This window comes from Pseudomonas sp. YH-1, assembly GCF_051990045.1.
Classification (GTDB): domain Bacteria; phylum Pseudomonadota; class Gammaproteobacteria; order Pseudomonadales; family Pseudomonadaceae; genus Pseudomonas; species Pseudomonas nicosulfuronedens.
Genome location: NZ_CP178184.1, coordinates 3,644,318 through 3,657,859, shown reverse-complemented (window position 1 = coordinate 3,657,859; position 13,542 = coordinate 3,644,318). Strand labels below are relative to the sequence as shown.

Annotated in this window: 15 protein-coding genes and 1 pseudogene; 4 read left to right on the top strand and 12 right to left on the bottom strand. The window is 57.5% G+C overall.

The window, feature by feature from the left end; all coding sequences use genetic code 11:
- Positions 1-75 precede the first annotated feature (75 nt).
- Together ACKI1H_RS16995 and ACKI1H_RS16990 are read left to right on the top strand one after the other, a co-directional pair.
- Positions 76-621 (top strand): DUF4823 domain-containing protein, encoded by a 546-nt coding sequence (locus ACKI1H_RS16995; RefSeq protein WP_440465684.1) that lies wholly within the window; start codon positions 76-78, stop codon positions 619-621.
- Positions 622-876: 255 nt separating this feature from the next.
- A complete protein-coding gene (locus tag ACKI1H_RS16990) occupies positions 877-1,266 on the top strand; it encodes a hypothetical protein (RefSeq protein WP_440465683.1) in 390 nt (129 codons plus the stop codon).
- A 21-nt stretch (positions 1,267-1,287) separates the two neighbouring features.
- Here ACKI1H_RS16990 and ACKI1H_RS16985 read toward each other — a convergent pair whose 3' ends face one another.
- From ACKI1H_RS16985 to ACKI1H_RS16935, 11 genes and pseudogenes are all read right to left on the bottom strand, one after another.
- Positions 1,288-1,677: a response regulator gene (locus ACKI1H_RS16985; RefSeq protein ID WP_416773985.1), complete on the bottom strand. Its 390-nt coding sequence runs from the start codon at positions 1,675-1,677 to the stop codon at positions 1,288-1,290.
- A 970-nt stretch (positions 1,678-2,647) separates the two neighbouring features.
- Entirely contained in the window at positions 2,648-3,178 is a 531-nt protein-coding gene (locus tag ACKI1H_RS16980; RefSeq protein ID WP_440465682.1) for a hypothetical protein, read from the bottom strand.
- Between the two features lie 115 nt (positions 3,179-3,293).
- Positions 3,294-4,349 (bottom strand): c-type cytochrome, encoded by a 1,056-nt coding sequence (locus ACKI1H_RS16975; RefSeq protein ID WP_440465681.1) that lies wholly within the window; start codon positions 4,347-4,349, stop codon positions 3,294-3,296.
- A gap of 9 nt (positions 4,350-4,358) precedes the next feature.
- Positions 4,359-4,730 (bottom strand): c-type cytochrome, encoded by a 372-nt coding sequence (locus tag ACKI1H_RS16970; protein WP_440468878.1) that lies wholly within the window; start codon positions 4,728-4,730, stop codon positions 4,359-4,361.
- A gap of 12 nt (positions 4,731-4,742) precedes the next feature.
- Positions 4,743-4,949, bottom strand: a pseudogene (locus ACKI1H_RS16965) (c-type cytochrome); the annotation flags it as partial.
- 192 nt (positions 4,950-5,141) lie between these two features.
- A complete protein-coding gene (locus ACKI1H_RS16960) occupies positions 5,142-6,155 on the bottom strand; it encodes an AraC family transcriptional regulator ligand-binding domain-containing protein (RefSeq protein WP_440465680.1) in 1,014 nt (337 codons plus the stop codon).
- Positions 6,156-6,242: 87 nt separating this feature from the next.
- The gene (locus ACKI1H_RS16955) at positions 6,243-8,258 is read right to left on the bottom strand and encodes an alkyl/aryl-sulfatase (protein ID WP_440465679.1); all 2,016 of its coding nucleotides are present in this window, start codon (positions 8,256-8,258) and stop codon (positions 6,243-6,245) included.
- A 143-nt stretch (positions 8,259-8,401) separates the two neighbouring features.
- Positions 8,402-9,073, bottom strand: coding sequence for a DUF3313 domain-containing protein (locus ACKI1H_RS16950; protein WP_440465678.1), 672 nt, complete (start codon positions 9,071-9,073; stop codon positions 8,402-8,404).
- A 65-nt stretch (positions 9,074-9,138) separates the two neighbouring features.
- Positions 9,139-10,440: an OmpP1/FadL family transporter gene (locus ACKI1H_RS16945; protein ID WP_416751646.1), complete on the bottom strand. Its 1,302-nt coding sequence runs from the start codon at positions 10,438-10,440 to the stop codon at positions 9,139-9,141.
- Between the two features lie 616 nt (positions 10,441-11,056).
- Positions 11,057-11,458, bottom strand: a complete 402-nt coding sequence (locus tag ACKI1H_RS16940) for a glycine zipper domain-containing protein (RefSeq protein WP_416751711.1) — start codon at positions 11,456-11,458, stop codon at positions 11,057-11,059.
- Positions 11,459-12,031: 573 nt separating this feature from the next.
- Positions 12,032-12,244 (bottom strand): hypothetical protein, encoded by a 213-nt coding sequence (locus ACKI1H_RS16935; RefSeq protein WP_440465677.1) that lies wholly within the window; start codon positions 12,242-12,244, stop codon positions 12,032-12,034.
- Positions 12,245-12,350: 106 nt separating this feature from the next.
- Here ACKI1H_RS16935 and ACKI1H_RS16930 point away from each other — a divergent pair, with 106 nt between their 5' ends.
- Together ACKI1H_RS16930 and ACKI1H_RS16925 are read left to right on the top strand one after the other, a co-directional pair.
- Entirely contained in the window at positions 12,351-12,632 is a 282-nt protein-coding gene (locus ACKI1H_RS16930; RefSeq protein ID WP_440465676.1) for a hypothetical protein, read from the top strand.
- A 180-nt stretch (positions 12,633-12,812) separates the two neighbouring features.
- Positions 12,813-13,022, top strand: a complete 210-nt coding sequence (locus tag ACKI1H_RS16925; RefSeq protein WP_440465675.1) for a carbon storage regulator — start codon at positions 12,813-12,815, stop codon at positions 13,020-13,022.
- Between the two features lie 226 nt (positions 13,023-13,248).
- On the opposite strand, the gene ACKI1H_RS16920 is transcribed toward ACKI1H_RS16925, so the two are convergent.
- A complete protein-coding gene (locus ACKI1H_RS16920; RefSeq protein WP_440465674.1) occupies positions 13,249-13,527 on the bottom strand; it encodes a hypothetical protein in 279 nt (92 codons plus the stop codon).
- Between the last annotated feature and the right edge of the window lie 15 nt (positions 13,528-13,542).

Here is a 13,542-nt window from a genome sequence, read left to right as displayed (position 1 = left end):
GCGGGCAGGTACTCTTTGAGCTCGGTAATTTCACCCTCATCGGAGGGTGGCTGCACATCACTCTAAGGAAAGAAGATGATCTCGGTTTCAGGCTTAAGGCTTCTAGCAGTCGCAGCGTTCGCGGTTTTGTCAGTGGGCTGCATGGACTCGACTCATTTTGTCAAAGACGGCAAGTCGACCGGCCTGCCCGCCCACTCGAGCTACTACGTGGCTCTCCCTGAAGATGGGCAGTACGGCGCGAAGCCCTACCCTGGCTCGGGCAAGATGACCTCCAGCATCATTAAATCCGCACTTCAGAAAAACTCCCAGAAGGTGACGAGTTCAAGTCGCGTTGAAGACTTCGATCAAGCCCTCAACAGCGCCCGTATCGGCGGTTACAGCTATCTGGTTTTTCCGACCATCCTGCATTGGGAAGACCGCGCCACTGAATGGAATTTCATGCGCGATAAGGTCGAAGTAAAAATTGATATCGTGGATGTATTCTCCGGTGAAGCGGAAAGCTCCACTGTGATTGATGGCAAAAGTGGGATTGCCACCCTGGGTGGCGACCATCCTCAAGACCTCCTCCCAGATCCGATCAACGAGTATTTCCGCTCAGCGCTTTATGGCACCGCTCAGTAAAACGCTACTTGCCGCATCAGCAAGCATTTACCTTTAGGTCACTCGAATGCTTTTCGTGGAATGCGGCGTGCACACGTGGCCAGATCGGTGATCTCAACGGTGCGCACGGTGCCCGCACGGAGATCGTTTTTTCATCGAGATCGGTACCTGCTTCTGGCCGGAAGCTGCCTTTGCCCAGGGGCAGCAATCGGCCACTAGCGGACCGTCGTAGCAGCTCATAGCTTCTTCTGCGGCGTAGCTGGTGATGATTTTCCGATGCTGAGCTATGTTGAAAAGGCTCTGGTCGTTGTAGACGCCGCAACCGCGGAAGACCAGCCCAAACAATCGCTTAACTTTCATTTTTGCTTCCGGACAGCAGCCATGAAAGACACCGAACGTGAAATGATCGAGCTCGCAACCCTAGCCTTCCTAGAGCTGACTCCCTCCTTACGCGAACAGATCAGACTGCTAATTCCTGCTTCGATGTCTCGCGAGGAGGCTGCGTCTTTCTTTCGGCATAAAGCCTGGTCAGAGCTGTGCCATGCGGCAAAGCAAGCAGGCATTCAACCAATGGATTACGCGAGCCAGGTGATAGAGCTGTATCGTCGTGACCTTGCGCAGGACAGACGGCTGCCCCCCGGGGATCTACTCAAACTACTTGGATAGGCGCCCATGCGATCCACTCGCTTAGTGTGGAAGCGCAAGAGCCTCTTTTACTGTGGTCATGAGTGCCGTGAGATCAAATGGCTTGTCGAGAAAGCGGTAGGCCGGGAAGTCTCTACTCCAGGAGCCACCTGACATAATGATAATGGGGATGCTTGGGGATCTCTGCGCAATTTGGCGCGCTAGCTCCAAGCCGTCAATTTCTCCTGGCATTGAGATATCAGTGAGCAGGAGGGCAAGTTGACTTGGATTTGCATTGATCCACGCGAGTCCATCATCAGCACTTCCAAGAACGATGGCGGGGATTCCGTAATCTTCCATCGCCAGCCCCAGGACTCTGGCAAGAGTCGAATCATCATCGAGAATGAGTACGTATGTGACGCATTCTGTGGGTGGGCCTCGGAGCGTTTCCATGCCTAATCTCCTGCGTGTGCAGCGGTAGAAGGCACTGCCTCGCCTACGTTCACATTATTCGCGTTACCCGTTTTTTATCCGACGCACGGTGGAGTTGATGGGTAGCTCAGCCAAATCAGGTTTACGCCAGTACTCTGACCTCTCGCTGCGAGCCATCCAGAGCTGTGGGTAATTTCAGGCTGCTTTTGAATGCCCGGTGAATGCCCGTGACTCGCTTGTAGGCTCTCCAAAATAAATACGCAGCACTCAATGTTGCGCCGAAGCTCGTTGAAGCGCTGAGCAGAAAAGGGGGGATCAGATGGGGGGGCTTCTGTAGAGAGCTCATCCGCCAACATCCTCAGAAAGCACGTAGCGATGTTTAGACCAGAGGTGAATCGTCGATCGTCCATACCGTCCTCGGCTGACGACCGAACGGGGGAAGGGATTTCCGCCAAAACTCGGGCGCTATGAGGTCACACTCCTCCCTTATCTCTGATTCTGCAATCGATTTGGTTGAACACAGGGCCTAAGGGCGTGTCACCTAGTACCTGTCGATGTCAGCTATGGGTCGATTTCTGCCCCAGATGCGACGCCATTTCCGCCCCACAGAGGTCTGGGCAGAACGGCGATCCCCACCAAATCCCGCGCAGACTCTCAATCAATGGCGCCGCTCGCACCAGACAGTTGCCATTTCAATACCTTGCCTTCGCGCATCAGCAAAGCATTTCCAAGGGCCCGTGGCAGAGCAGACGATTTGGTTGGCGGCTCTTACCAACACTTCGCGCGGTACCAGGTCACCTGGAGCTCCCCACTCGAACTCAATGAGGGCTTTCGCTCCGTTCGGGTGGATATAGCTGATTGGGCCGGGTCTATCCGTAATCAGGCGCATTGCAACGCCCTCCCGCTGAATCTCGATACCAGCATTAGTCCGCCCGACGTTGCTTTCCATGGCATTGCATCTAGTAGACCGCTTGGAGGGACAATGGACCCTTTATTTGGTCCTGCTATCCCCTCCGAGCCCCTCGGGCAGCGGTCCAAGGAACATCTTCCTGAGGCGCTCATGGCCGATCACCCGCGCCAGTTCCGCGATTACGCAGTACATGAATATCAAGGTGACGAGCAGAATCTGCACCGCCCAGAAACGCGGCCAGTTCATGGACGTCCACAGCAAGGAATTTGCATCCATCAGACTGGGGGCCTCCTTCCAGTACTCGTAGAGCCGCTCCAGGTAGTGCACGCAAAGTGCAACCAGAGCGTACATCAGGGTCTTCCAAGAGACGTTCCAGATCAGCGGCTTTTCGGGAAAGCGGTTGATGAATGGCAGCATGTCGGCCACCAGTACCGACTTGCCAAGTACCAGCGAGGCGATCAGAACCGAAGCTGTCACGGGAAGTGGTACGCCCGTTCCTTTGATCATGAGCGCGCGAATGGCAGCGACGATGTGCAGGATGACGAAGAAAAAAATGGTCGGCGGAAGTGCCTTCATGAACTCATGTTTAATCTTGAGCAAGACCGTATTCATGTGTTTTCCCTTCTACTGGCGATGCGCTGAGATAAGACTCGTTCATTAATTCCTTGTGGGCGAACATTGGAGGTCATCAGGCCATGCGGACACCGGCGACGTTCATCGTTGCGATTCAGGGGCTCACACCTGCTGGGTAGGCCTTACTGCCAAGCACTCCTCCGTTGAGCGACTTGCCGTAATAGCCCTGGTCGGACGCATGGAAGTCTTTCGCCGTTTTGGCAACGTCTCCCTTGAAACGGGGGTCCTGCGGCCGCTCCCGGCTGTTCATGTAAGCCGCCACATCCCATGCCTGCTGGACATTGAGTTGCACGCTCTTGCCCAGGGGCATGTTCTCGTAGATGAAAGTGGCGGCGGTATTGACCCGGTGCATGCCTGCACCCCAGTTGTAGGACTCGCTGCCCCACAGCGCAGGAATCACCGGTAGACCCGCCATCCTGCGCCCTTCACCCTGCTGGCCATGGCAGATCGCGCAATACTCCGTATAGACCTGCACGCCCCGCTCCGGAGAGTAGGTCTGGGGCGGGGCTGGCAAGGCGGCAAAAGCGCGCCCGGGCATGCGTTCGCGTCCTTCCATCTTTACTCTGTCAGCCAAAGGGCCCGGCAAGACGAAGGACTCGTCTCGGCCGCCACGCTGCAGTTCATCGTCGCTGAGTTCCGGCACCGGCTTATTCTGCATGCCGTACATATCCAGCAGACCGCCCATGAGCAGCCAATAGGAATAGGCAGACATCGCCACCAGCTCGGGAGAGCCCAACTCGGGGGCCTTCCCGTTCATGGAGTAGTTGAAGCAGCCCTGAATGCGCTCGGCGAAATTGTTCACGCGGTTGTCTTTCTTTCGAAAGGCCGGGTAGGCCAGGTACGCCGCCCACATCGGTGCGGCATAGGCCTTCGTGCCGGCATCCAGGTGGCAGTTGGTGCAGTTCAGCTGGTTACCCACATAGCGACCCTTGAGTTGCTGGGTATTGACGAACAGCTGGTAGCCACGGCGAACCTTGTCGCCAAAGGCGCCGGCAGGGACTTTCGAGAGGTCACGCGGTGTGAAGTAATGGGAGTCCTGGGTCTTGGGTTGTGCGCTGATTTCCTCCATCGCCGTGGTCACCACATCGGCCGCGTGTACCGGCAGCGCGAGGCTTCCCGCCAAGGTCATGCAGAGCAGGGTTCTGTTCATGAGCTTTCCTCAGCGAATCGCCGCCAGATAGCTGGCCAGCGCAGTGATGTCCTTGTCGTTCAGGCGCTTGGCAATGGCGCCCATCATGCCCCCCGAGTCACCGCCACGCTCGCCCTTGCGCCAGGCCTGCAATTGCGCCTGCAGGTAGGCCGCCTGTTGCCCGGCGAGCCGCGGGAATGGCCCCGAGCCGACGGCCGACGGGCCGTGGCAGCTGAAGCAGGCTGGAATGTCGCGGGACAGGTCGCCCTGGTAATAGAGCCTCTCGGCCGGCGAGGCGGCGGGCTGTTGCCCGCGAACCTGCAGCGCCGGCAGCTTGCCCTGGGCGGCGTAGTAAGCGGCAGCCGGCTGCAGCAGATCGGCCGAGGCGTAGGCTTCGGCCATCGGCCCCATCAGCGAATTGCTGCGCTGTCGTGAGTTGAAATGCGCCACTTGCGCCGAAATATATTCGGCTGAGAGCCCCGCCAGCGCGGGCCCTTGCGCCGTACCCTCGCCATGCATTCCATGGCACACGGCACAGGCTTGGACCGCATCCGGTACTTCATCGGCGATGGCCGCTCCGGCAATACAGGAAATCAGTAGGACAGCAGGCCATCTGCGCATCGAGTATCCCGCCTCTATGTGCTGCGACAACCCTGAGTGTAGGTAAGGTAGACATACCTAACCTTCCCCTGACAAACAGGCGATCGCTTTCGCTGAGTGCCACCGAGTACATCTAAACCGAGGTGGAAATATTCGTCTTGATGAGGTTGAACACGTTTCCTAAAACCCCAGCGAGAATGCTGAGTAAGCGCATCAATCACTATTTCCTTTACCCACCTTGAGCTGCCGTCGTCGCTCTATTGGGGGAACACCGAACCATCGGTGGTGTGCACGACAGAACGAGGTAGTGCGCCGATAACCCAGTTCCGAGGCGATTTGTCCGATGCTCAAGTCTGACTCGCTGAGCAATTCTTCGGCTCGCCGACGGCGTATGTCATCGACGTGCTCCTCGAAATCGATTCCGTCATTGGCTAGGCGTCGCTGAAGAGTCCGCGGGTGTAGATCAAGTAGCTTGGCAATCTGCTCCAGGCTACACGTCTGCTTAGGCAACAAAGCTTGGATGTGCCTCTCAACTTCGAAGCCCAACTTCTCGTCGGCACTCGTATGGGCCTCCAAGTAGAACCGAACGATGGAATGCAGCATTGCGTCATGCCGAGAGCACGGCTGTTGCATGTCACGTTGGCTGATCGCAATTGCGTTGTGATCCTGGCCGAATAGCACCTGGCAACCAAAGTAACGCTGGTAAACATCGAGGCTAGCTTGGGGTTGGTGGCGCAGCAGTACCATCGCCGGTCTCAGGGGGCTGCCTAATAGCTCCGACATCAGCAGACGTCCGTGCAGCAGCGATTTTTCGACGATTTGCGGTATGTCCTGAATGCACGGCAGGGCGTTGTCGAAGCAAAGCAAGGTGCAGCCAGGCCGGCGCTCCAGGTGGAACAGAATTGAGGGGCTATAAACACGCATGTAGCGTACAACGGCAATCAGCCCTTCCCCAGCCGTGGGGGCAGTCTGAGCCAGATGCTGCAGAGGTCCCAGCAATGTCGATTTCTGCCGGGTTGCCAGTTCGAGTCCAAGCTCGGGCATCCCGAGCGCATAGGCGCTGCCCTCAAAAATCTGCGCAAGGCTCTTGTACGAAAACTTCTTCTCGTAATTGCCGACCACATCCATACCAATCCGATGCGGTGAAAGGTGCTCGCGAAGTGAGCCCCCTCGTTCAGCAAGTAACTCACCAAATTGCAGAAATGCAGTCCCGCGAATGGTGTCCATGCTGCGGCGCTCCCTGTGAAAAAAGCGGCAAGCCATCCGCCGTCGCTGATGGCTTGCCGTTGATACCGTCCGGCATCAGAAGGAGCGTTAGGGGGTGACGATGTTGAACCAGAAGTCGAAGTTGTCCATGTAGCTCATCAACTCGTCCAGCTTGCCCTGATCGCCCTGCACTTTGATCTCGCCCGAGCCCTCTGCGTCCTTCAGCGTGGTCTCCTTGAGCATGATTTTGTTTAGGGTGTCGCGGGTCAATGTGATGGTGGCGTCGGCATCGTTCGCCTGCATGCCCTCGGTGTGGTTGAGCACGCCGTTGACCATCTCCAGGGTGTACTTCTGCTTCAGGTCGGTGAAGTCGAAGTTGAGGGTGATGTGCTTGTCGGCGACCTCAGGCCCTTTCAGGCGCATGGCCAGGTAGTCGAAGAACAGGTCCAGGTCCATCGCCTTGACGGTGTCGGGGCTGGCGGTGTCCGGGGTCGGCAGCTTCTGCACGCCGTTGCGCAGTTCCTGCGCGCCGGTCAGGTAGAAGTTGCGCCACGGGCCGCTCTCGGCCTGGTAGCCAAGCTGTTCCAGCGCATCGGCCTGCAGGTTCTTCGCCGCCTGGTTGTTCGGGTCGGCGAAGACCACGTGGTTGACCACCTCGGCCACCCAGCGGAAGTCGCCCTTGTCGTAGTACTCCTTGGCCTTCTTCAGCACGGCGTCGGCGCCGCCCATCATGTCGACGTAGCGCTTGGCTTCTTCCTCGGGCGGCAGTTCCCACAGGGTCGCCGGGTTGCCGATGAACCAGCCCAGGTAGAGCACGTAGGTGGCCTTGACGTTGTGGTTCAGCGAGCCGTAGTAGCCACGGTTGGAGAAGCGATCGGCGATGCCCTTGGGCAGCTTCACCTGCTCGGCGATCTCGGTCATGGTCAGGCCCTTGTTGGCCAGGCGCAGGGTCTCGTCGTTGATGTAGCGGTACATGTCGCGCTGCGAGGACAGCTGGTCGCGGACTTCTTTGTTGCCCCAGATCGGCCAGTGGTGCTGGGCGTACATGACCTGCACGTCTTTACCCCACAGCTTCAACGACTCATTGAGGTACTTCGACCAGGGCAGCGGCTCGCGGATCTTCGCGCCGCGCAGCGAGTAGGTGTTGTGCAGGGTATGGGTGGAGTCCTCTGCCGCGTTGAGGGCCTTCTTCTCCTTGATGTAGATAAGCATCTCGGCGGGCGCCTCACTGCCTGGGGCATAGAGGAACTCGTAGGTCAGACCGTCAATGACGCGCGTCTCACCCGTTTTCCCGATGATATCGGTCGGCGGGATCAGTGTCACAGTACCGGTGGAGGTGGTAGTACCCAGACCTGCACCCAACTGACCATTCGCGTTTGGCGGCAGCAGGTTGCCATACATGTAACTGGCACGCCGGCTCATCGCGGTGCCGGCCATGACGTTCTCTGCCACGGCGTGTTCGAGGAAGCCCAGCGGTGCGTAAATCTTCACCTTGCCGGACTTCACATCCTTCTCATCGACCACGCCGCGCACACCGCCGTAGTGGTCGATGTGGCTATGGGTGTAGATCACCGCTTCCACCGGTTTCTTCGGTCGGTGCGCGTAGTAGAGATCCAGCGCTGCCTTGGCGGTTTCTGTGGAAATCAGCGGATCGATAATCGTGATGCCTTTCTTGCCTTCGATGAAGGTTATGTTCGATAGGTCGTAGTTGCGCACCTGATAGATGCCATCGGTGACTTCGAACAGGCCGGAGATATTGATCAGCTGCGATTGCCGCCACAGGCTGGGGTTGGTAGTGGCCGGCGCCGCCTCACCTTCCTTGATGAAGTTGTATTTGGCCGGGTCCCAGATCAAGTTGCCCTTTTCACCTTTGACCGGCTCGGTGGGTAACGGCGCAATGAATCCCTTGTGGGCCAGTTCGAACGAGGTCTTGTCGTTGAACGGCAGCTCCTGCAGCAGGGCATCGTTAGCGGCCTTGGTGGCGTCGGTGGCCGGCTTGGGCGCTTCAGCGGCCCAGGCCTGGGTGGTCATAGAAATGGCGGCAGACAGGAGGAAGGAGGCGCTCAGCTTCCACAGGCCATTGGTAGCTCGTTCCTTGCTGGTCGATTGCATGATCGTTTTCATCTCAAGCTCCTTGCGGGGGTGCGCTGTACCCTCCGGGGCAACTGCCAGCGGTGATCGATGAGCCATTTGGCTCTGGGTCTTTCTATTTGAAGGCTGCAAAGCACCCGGCACCAACAACGTCGGCGCCGGTGCCGGTGCCGGGGTTACTTGTTCTTGAGGCTCTCGTAGGACTTGACCATGTCGCGCGCCCAGCCATCGAGCACGGCCTTGGCGTCGTTGGCGGTCATGACCTGGGAGGAGTTATCCAGTTCAGCGCCCGCGCCCTTACGCACAACCTGGGCAACCACTTCGCCATTGCCGCCGTCGAGGAAAGCGGCCTCGGTAGCGATGCTGGTGTCCTGGTCACGGATGCCAGTAGCTGCGCTGACGCCAGCGGCGACTAGGGCAATTGGGATCACTTCGTAGGGTTGCAGCCCCTTGGTCGAAGCGCTGACGGCGGTAATCGCCGGGCGCACTATCAGCACGCCCGGGCCTGGGCCATTGGCGAGTGGCAGTGCCTTGGCGAACTGGGTCTGGAGAACCTGGTCGTAGTAGGTGGTAATGCCTTGCAGGGTCTTCTCCGGAATCTTCTCGGTCGGCTGCGGTTGCGGGTACAGCTGACTGCGCTCAACGTACACACTGGTAAAACTGCCTACGTCCACACCAGGTTTGATCCAGCGCATTACCGGGGCGCCCGAGGGCGATTTCTCTTCTTTGAGCGCCTTATAGTCCTTGAGGAAGCCGGAGTACTCCTCCGGAGCCACGTATTTGCTCGCGCACCCCGCGAGCGTCAATGTGGCCAGACACAGCGGTAACGCCAACAGTTTCCAATTCATCGAGTTGCTCCTTGTGGACGGATTTTCATTCAGTGTCAGGGCCACGGTCTTCTTGCCGCGTGCTGTCAGAAGCGCCACGTCGCGCCCCCGCCGATGATGTGCAGAGCGGCGTTGTTGTATGTGCCAGAAAGGGTTTCGCCAGAGCGCGATTTGGTCTGCTCGTCGTCCATATCGCCCAGCCATACGAGGGTGTAAGCCAGGTGAACGTCCAGCCCGTCATCGAGCTGGTAATTGACTCCAGTGGCGAGGCGCCAAGTCTCGGCCATGGGGTTGTCGACGGTGCGGTCTTTGTCATCGACAGCCGAGCTGTCGTAGCCCAGACCAAAGCTCCAACGCAGGCGAGGGTTGGCCTGATATTGAGTGCCGATGGAGGCGTGCCAGGTGTCCTTGTATTGGCGGTCTACAGTGCGATCCACCCCACCTGCGTTCGCATCCACCTCCACGCCGATCTGGCCGAAGTCGCTCCAGTCCTGCCAGCCCAGGCTGCCCAATAGTTTCCACTGCGGGTCGAGTTGGTGGGCGATGCTCAGAGTTGCGGTCTGCGGGATGTTCATATCCAGTTCCAGCGAATCCACATCCAGCCGATTGAGCGCCGCATTGATGATCGGATTGCTGACCTTGCGAAGATTCGGGCTGTCTTCGAACTCCAGCTTCACTTTGCTGGTGTAAGTGAGGCCGATCTTGGTGCGCTCACTGAGGTCGTAGAGCAATCCGATATTCACGCCGGTGCCGACGTCAGTGTCCTTGTATTCCAACTGGCCGTCGGGGGTGTCGCGCAATCCCAGTAAGTTGTTGTTGATGGCCATCTCAGTGCGGTAGTAACCGTAGACGATGCGGGGGCCAATGCCGACAGAGAGCTGGTCGGTGAACTTGTGCGCCAGGGTGGGCTGGAAGGACACACCGATAACCGCCGACTCCTGGCTGAAGTAACGGCCGGCCCAGTCATCGTCGTAGTTCACCGCCAGGCCGAAGTTGCCATACATACCGAAGCCGATAGCTGAGCGGTCATCAATCTGATGACTGATGAACAGGCTTGCACCCGGCAGCCATTCCAAGGCGTTGCCGCCTTCGTTGCCATCGAACTGATTGTTGCTGTCGCGTGAGAAGCGCAGATCGCCAAGGATGACCTGGGCGTTCACGCTGAGCTGGGTACCGGCCAACTGTGCAATGCCGGCGGGGTTGCTCATTAGGATGCTGGGATCGCTTGCCAATGCTGCCGAGCCAGCGTTGGCGAGGCCGTTTCCTTCCTGGCCAGCCTCGTAGATCAGAATGCCGCCAGCGAACGTGGGACTGCAGAAGCCAACAAGGAGCAGGCCAGGAACCAAGGGTAGCGACGCCCACTTGGCTCGCCTTTGATCAGAGTTCATTTAGCGCTCCTTGCTCATTCTGATACCTCCTACCACACACGCAATGCGCGGTAGGCCATAGCTCCGAATGCACTCTGGAGACGACTACTGGTTAGACCCAAAGGAATCTTTGACTGTCAAAGTAGCCTAGATAGCCAATCGCGATGTGCAAGCTGGCTTTTGATTCAAGACGCGATTAAGACGTAATGCACGACACGGGAAGGTGCATAAAGGCAGCTCAACTCCGATGATTGCTGTCGTGGAAAGAGCGCTGTCTGCGGGGCTCATGGGAGTGATAAAACGTAGCGCCACTCATCGACTGACGCGAAATGAGTGATAGGGATCTATGTCAGCAAAGAGGCAGGAGGTGTTACGGGAGATCTACGTTACAAGGCCCGTGCTGCCGACCGGTCAGGGCACATTCATCCCGGATGCTCATTAACCATTGAGCTACGCTGCAAATGTCTTCTGACCAAGACACTTTAGCCGCCCGGTTACTCCATGGCCGGGCGGCTTTCTTTTCTGAAAGAGTGCTCGTGGCAACGGACGCTGCCAAGCGAATCATGGGCGGCGACAATAGGGAAACTAGCTCGGCAGATCCCGCTGATCCGCGCCCCCCAAGAGCGCCCCGAAACTGTCAGTGGTGCTTATGCTTATGTTTGTGGCTGTCATGATGGTCGTGATCGTCCGCTAGGCTATTGCCGACTGCGCTGCCTGCCGCCCCACCTAGACCGGCTCCGATTAGACCTCCGGTAGAACCACCCACATTGCTTCCAATCACTTGGCCACCCGCCGCCCCCAGGCCACCACCGATTGCAGCTTCAGTCTTCTTTCCATCTTTCGCAGACATAGCGCCACCAGCCGCACCGCCAACCCCTGCGCCGATTGCTGCTCCGGTGCTGCCACCTACCGCATTACCAACAACGCTGCCCAATGCACCACCCAGTCCGCCACCAACTGCCGTGTTAGCGGTTTCACCAGCCATGACGCCTTGCGAGGCCAAAATAGTGATTGCAAGGGCAGAGAGAGACTTTCGCATCATTTCATCCTCAGAACTGTACACAAGACAACCAGTCTGTAGGACGCAAAAAATACGGACAAATCAACCTGCAGGCTTCATCGACCTGGATCAATAAATGTGTCCACAACTCGCCCGCCTATCGCTTCAGCGCGGTTCGATCCTTCTAGGCATGGCTAGTTGCAAATGGGCTTTCGCGATGTCCGATATGGGTAGGTAGCTGCTCACCGTTCCGATCAAGGCCGACCAGTTCAAGGCGTTAATGGAGTTGACTGATAGCGCCGCCAGCTCGTCAGGCGAGCACTGAGCTTCTTATGCTTAACGTCCGCTATGCGTCGATAAAAAACTACCCGACTCGGGGGGGCGAGCCGGGTAGCACGGGACGCGAATGACGAATGTAGTCCAGATTAGCCAGCTTTCTACGACCGGCTTGGCCTGAAAAACTATGCAAGGACAAAGGCCACATTTGCGGATGTCGCCTTACGCCTTCAGCTTCCTTTCTGCCAGGCGCATAAAGAATTTACCGATAATTGCACTATGCCAGTATGACTGCTCGCGCCATTCTGAGTAACTTTGCAGGCCTCGCAGGCACTGCTAATTTTCCTCAGTAATGAGCTCAGCCAGTGCGTCGACAATTACGTCGGAGTTCCGCACCAACACCTGAAGATGGCTTTTGACTAGCGCGGCGGTTTCGCTATCCCCATGCTGCAGCTCGATCCAAATTGCCAACTCCTCGACAGCTGCGCCGATGGCATTGATGTTCTCGTTGAGGCGATAAAGCACAACGGGCAGGCGTGGCTCTGGCATGGCATCTGTCTTGAGAAAGGTTCATGGCATCGGTCTTGCCTGACGTCAGGGATAACCGCAACTCCCAGGGACGGAGTTGCATCGATCAAGGGAGGATAGCTCCGTCATGAGAGGTTTTGAGAGAAGCCTATACCTGTATGGTTTCCCTGTATTTCTCGTACTGGTCGGGCTGATCGGCACGACGCTGATTGGCTCAACAACGATCTCCGCGAACGGTCTGGATCAGATTCTGGCCCCCTTCAACCAAATTGCCCTCTTCGCCTCCTATGCGGCGGTTGCAGTGGGACTGATCTGGAGTGGCTGGAATGCATTTCGCCAGCGTCGATTGTCTCGTGGCGAAGACCAAGCTGAAGGCACGACTCACGAAGAACGGTCAGTGAAGCGCTGAGTTTCCCAGGCTGAACGTCCGCCATGGGTCGATAACAGATGCTGTAAAGCAGCAGCGCGAAGCTGTCGCTCATGGCTGCCCCTCGTCTGCCCTACAGTCCGACTGTTCGTCCCACTTCTCTTCATGCTCTAAGCTGGCATCAGCACTATCTGGCTTCCTCAATCAAGAAGGATTTTTCTTATGGGATTTCTGGGCCTAAATCGCCGCGATGGGGAGCAAATCCGATTGATCATTGAGCCAGGCAGCAATGCCGAGATCCTGTTCCAAGAACTTCTGCGCAACGGCATCACTATCCAAATCAATGCAACCTCGAACCCAAACCAAATTCGAGTAAGCATTGATGCACCTAAGCAGATCACGATTCTTCGAGGGGAGTTGCTTCAGCCCTAGGTTACGTCTCGATTAAGGGCGAGCTGCTACTGCACAGGCCAAGAGGCTAGCCTGCAGGATGCGTGTGAAAGAAAGTCCGCTTTGGGTCGGGAGCCGCCTCTCGCCAACAGCAAAAATGGGCAGATAGCGGACGATCTAACCCCGAAAGTTGTGGCCCCTTTTGCCCTACAGCTGAATTTCCCGGAGCAGAAGGCGCTGCTACCATCAGGTCCGTGTGGCTTGCTCATCAATTAATAGCTCGCCAGCGCCTTCTGCTATGAGGGGCAGGCAGCACCTCCTTTCCGTCCTGGAACACACGGGCTGATTGTCCCTCCGGCAAGTACACAACCACCGCGCGGGCGAGAAACTCCATGTCGAACGATGATGAGCCTTCTTCGGTATCAGTCCGGATTTGCAGAAGGGCTCCGGGCGCTATCCAGAACTCATGGGATTTAGGCTCCAGCACCAGTAACAGCTGCCGGCCCGTTCCATTGATGAAGTTGAATTCGCCTCTGTCATCGGTCATAGGACGCTCCGTGAA

Excerpts from the sequence above, each read along its gene's own strand:
- ACKI1H_RS16960 (WP_440465680.1), bottom strand. The coding sequence starts at position 6,155 with ATGGACACCATTCGCGGGACTGCATTTCTGCAATTTGGTGAGTTACTT.
- ACKI1H_RS16930 (WP_440465676.1), top strand. The coding sequence starts at position 12,351 with ATGAGAGGTTTTGAGAGAAGCCTATACCTGTATGGTTTCCCTGTATTT.
- ACKI1H_RS16920 (WP_440465674.1), bottom strand. The coding sequence starts at position 13,527 with ATGACCGATGACAGAGGCGAATTCAACTTCATCAATGGAACGGGCCGG.
- ACKI1H_RS16950 (WP_440465678.1), bottom strand. The coding sequence starts at position 9,073 with ATGAATTGGAAACTGTTGGCGTTACCGCTGTGTCTGGCCACATTGACG.
- ACKI1H_RS16995 (WP_440465684.1), top strand. The coding sequence starts at position 76 with ATGATCTCGGTTTCAGGCTTAAGGCTTCTAGCAGTCGCAGCGTTCGCG.
- ACKI1H_RS16985 (WP_416773985.1), bottom strand. The coding sequence starts at position 1,677 with ATGGAAACGCTCCGAGGCCCACCCACAGAATGCGTCACATACGTACTC.
- ACKI1H_RS16955 (WP_440465679.1), bottom strand. The coding sequence starts at position 8,258 with ATGAAAACGATCATGCAATCGACCAGCAAGGAACGAGCTACCAATGGC.
- ACKI1H_RS16940 (WP_416751711.1), bottom strand. The coding sequence starts at position 11,458 with ATGCGAAAGTCTCTCTCTGCCCTTGCAATCACTATTTTGGCCTCGCAA.
- ACKI1H_RS16975 (WP_440465681.1), bottom strand. The coding sequence starts at position 4,349 with ATGAACAGAACCCTGCTCTGCATGACCTTGGCGGGAAGCCTCGCGCTG.
- ACKI1H_RS16970 (WP_440468878.1), bottom strand. The coding sequence starts at position 4,730 with ATGGCCGAAGCCTACGCCTCGGCCGATCTGCTGCAGCCGGCTGCCGCT.
- ACKI1H_RS16925 (WP_440465675.1), top strand. The coding sequence starts at position 12,813 with ATGGGATTTCTGGGCCTAAATCGCCGCGATGGGGAGCAAATCCGATTG.
- ACKI1H_RS16980 (WP_440465682.1), bottom strand. The coding sequence starts at position 3,178 with ATGAATACGGTCTTGCTCAAGATTAAACATGAGTTCATGAAGGCACTT.
- ACKI1H_RS16990 (WP_440465683.1), top strand. The coding sequence starts at position 877 with ATGCTGAGCTATGTTGAAAAGGCTCTGGTCGTTGTAGACGCCGCAACC.
- ACKI1H_RS16945 (WP_416751646.1), bottom strand. The coding sequence starts at position 10,440 with ATGAACTCTGATCAAAGGCGAGCCAAGTGGGCGTCGCTACCCTTGGTT.
- ACKI1H_RS16935 (WP_440465677.1), bottom strand. The coding sequence starts at position 12,244 with ATGCCAGAGCCACGCCTGCCCGTTGTGCTTTATCGCCTCAACGAGAAC.